We start from the raw sequence: 2,207 nt of genomic DNA on the forward strand, positions 1-2,207 counted from the left end.
TAGTTCCCGTAGATTAGTTAAAATACCATATATCCTGTCTCTTATACACATCTAGATGTGTATAAGAGACAGGTACATACTAGTCTTATATGTTTAATAAGACTAGTTAGTGATATGTTCTTAATATCATTTTTTACTCAAGTACTGTACTGTCTCTTATACACATCTAGATGTGTATAAGAGACATGTACATACTAGTCTTATATGTTTAATAAGACTAGTTAGTGATATGTTCTTAATATCATTTTTTACTCAAGTACTGTAAGTACTGTCTCTTATACACATCTAGATGTGTATAAGAGAAGACTAGTTAGTGATATGTTCTTAATATCATTTTTTACTCAAGTACTGTAAGTATCGACATTTTAAAGCACGAGTATTTATAACTTTGGTGCTACTAAAATATTTTCGTTATCTTGATATAACTTAACAGTTTCACCTACTACAGGATAAACCTCAAAATAATCATATGGAATACTAACTTTTTTATTTTCTTCGGTTAATAAAATAGCATTCTCTTTTTCTAATTTAACAATTTTAGCAGTACAAGAATTTTTTTTCATAACTAAATCACAACTCCTATATTTTGTATCTATTTTTCAATAATACTTACAGTTGCTTTTCCACAAGTAAGTTCTATCTCTAATTTCTTTTTTACTTTTAAAGCACACTCTTGAGAAAAGGGTTCTGCTTCTTCCCATGATCCTAAAATAGGGAAATCGTTATGAACTGACTTGACATATTGTTTATTTTTGACACCTTTTGTTTTTACTTCAACATAGTACATTTTCGTGCACCTGCTTTCCAAAAAATTCTAACTATAAGATAAAAAAAATAAAATTAAACGTCAAAGAATCCTACTCAATTATAACAAAAGGAAATAACGTTTATTTTAAATCGAAATACAGAGCTAGTAGAACGAAAAAACATTCCCAAGTTAGTGTATAAAAAATACTGAAAAAATCACACTCATTCTTTCAGTAAATTTCTAAATATATACTAAATCATTTAAAAATATAAAAAACTGTCAAATTACCCAAAAATACACACATATTAATTTATCGGTATATACATACCTGTCTCTTATACACATCTAGATGTGTATAAGAGACAGTAGGTATCCTACCCATAAATTGTTTCTAATTCAAGTATTTGAATATTTAGTTTTCTTATAATAGATATACAAAAAGGTTATAAACTATATTCCTATCGTTAGATCCTTTATATTTTAAACATACTCTTCAGCAATAAAAATATTACGCTTAAGTTTGGATAGCTAAATGTATATGATAAATTTTATTAATATCAATTATTTGAAGTTGTTATATTTAGTACAAAAAAATACCCAAATTAGTCATTTTAATTACTATTAGATGTGTAAGATAAATAATGAAGGAGCGATAAATTATGTTAAAAAATTTTACTAAAGAAACACTAGCGCAATATGATGGAATTCACAGTCCCAAAAAGTATATTGCTGTTGATGGAATCGTTTATGATGTTACTGACAATTCTCATTGGATTAATAATCATCACGGGTATATACCAGGAAGAGATTATTCAGAGGAAATAAAATCTGCTCCTCATAGAAAAAAAGTTTTAGATAGCTTAAAAATTGTTGGAAATTATATTTCTTAGAAGGTAATCGAGTTGAATTTTATATTGCGCCAGTTCTTCCAATGTTAAAAGAAAGAAAATCAACATTACTTATATATATTTCAACTTATACCTTAAAATTATGTTGAGTTCTAATTTTTTCTATATTAAACGGTAAAATAAGATACGATTCCTAACTAAAAATGAATAGTTAATCATGTAATACCTCAAAAAATTTTCTTAGATTATCTTTTTGAGGTATTGTCGTTTTTATGAGATGATTTTTTAATAATCCCTATGATAAGTAATTTTCACTTTATTTTTCCTAGTTTTTTTCTTCACTATACTTTTACAAAAAGTAAATTAATACTACTTTTTAAAGCTTTTCAAATAAAAAAACTAACCTATTAATAATAGATCAGCTTTCTTATACGTATTAATTGTTGAAGATATATATTGATATCCAATCATTTTTTTGAAGTTAAATAATATCAAGAGAAAAAGAAGAATCTAATAACTATAGACTGTTTCTTTTTCTCTCAATTTTACCAAATTATATTGGCATACACAAAAACTATAAAAAGGTAACTAAAGTTGGTGGGGCCTAATAC

Annotated in this window: 3 protein-coding genes; 1 reads left to right on the forward strand and 2 read right to left on the reverse strand. The window is 25.7% G+C overall.

The features are described from left to right. Window positions 1-380: 380 nt before the first annotated feature. Together A5816_RS14440 and A5816_RS14445 are read right to left on the reverse strand one after the other, a co-directional pair. Window positions 381-563 carry a hypothetical protein gene (locus A5816_RS14440; protein ID WP_086311590.1) on the reverse strand — a complete coding sequence of 61 codons (183 nt, stop codon included), beginning with the start codon at window positions 561-563 and terminating at the stop codon, window positions 381-383. A gap of 29 nt (window positions 564-592) precedes the next feature. Then, entirely contained in the window at window positions 593-787 is a 195-nt protein-coding gene (locus tag A5816_RS14445; RefSeq protein WP_086311591.1) for a hypothetical protein, read from the reverse strand. 620 nt (window positions 788-1,407) lie between these two features. On the opposite strand from A5816_RS14445, the gene A5816_RS14450 reads away from it, so the two are divergent. Beyond that, the gene (locus A5816_RS14450; protein ID WP_010733228.1) at window positions 1,408-1,638 is read left to right on the forward strand and encodes a cytochrome b5 domain-containing protein; all 231 of its coding nucleotides are present in this window, start codon (window positions 1,408-1,410) and stop codon (window positions 1,636-1,638) included. Window positions 1,639-2,207: the final 569 nt, after the last annotated feature.

Origin of the sequence: Enterococcus sp. 3G1_DIV0629, assembly GCF_002141285.1 — a bacterium.
Taxonomy (GTDB): domain Bacteria; phylum Bacillota; class Bacilli; order Lactobacillales; family Enterococcaceae; genus Enterococcus_B; species Enterococcus_B lactis.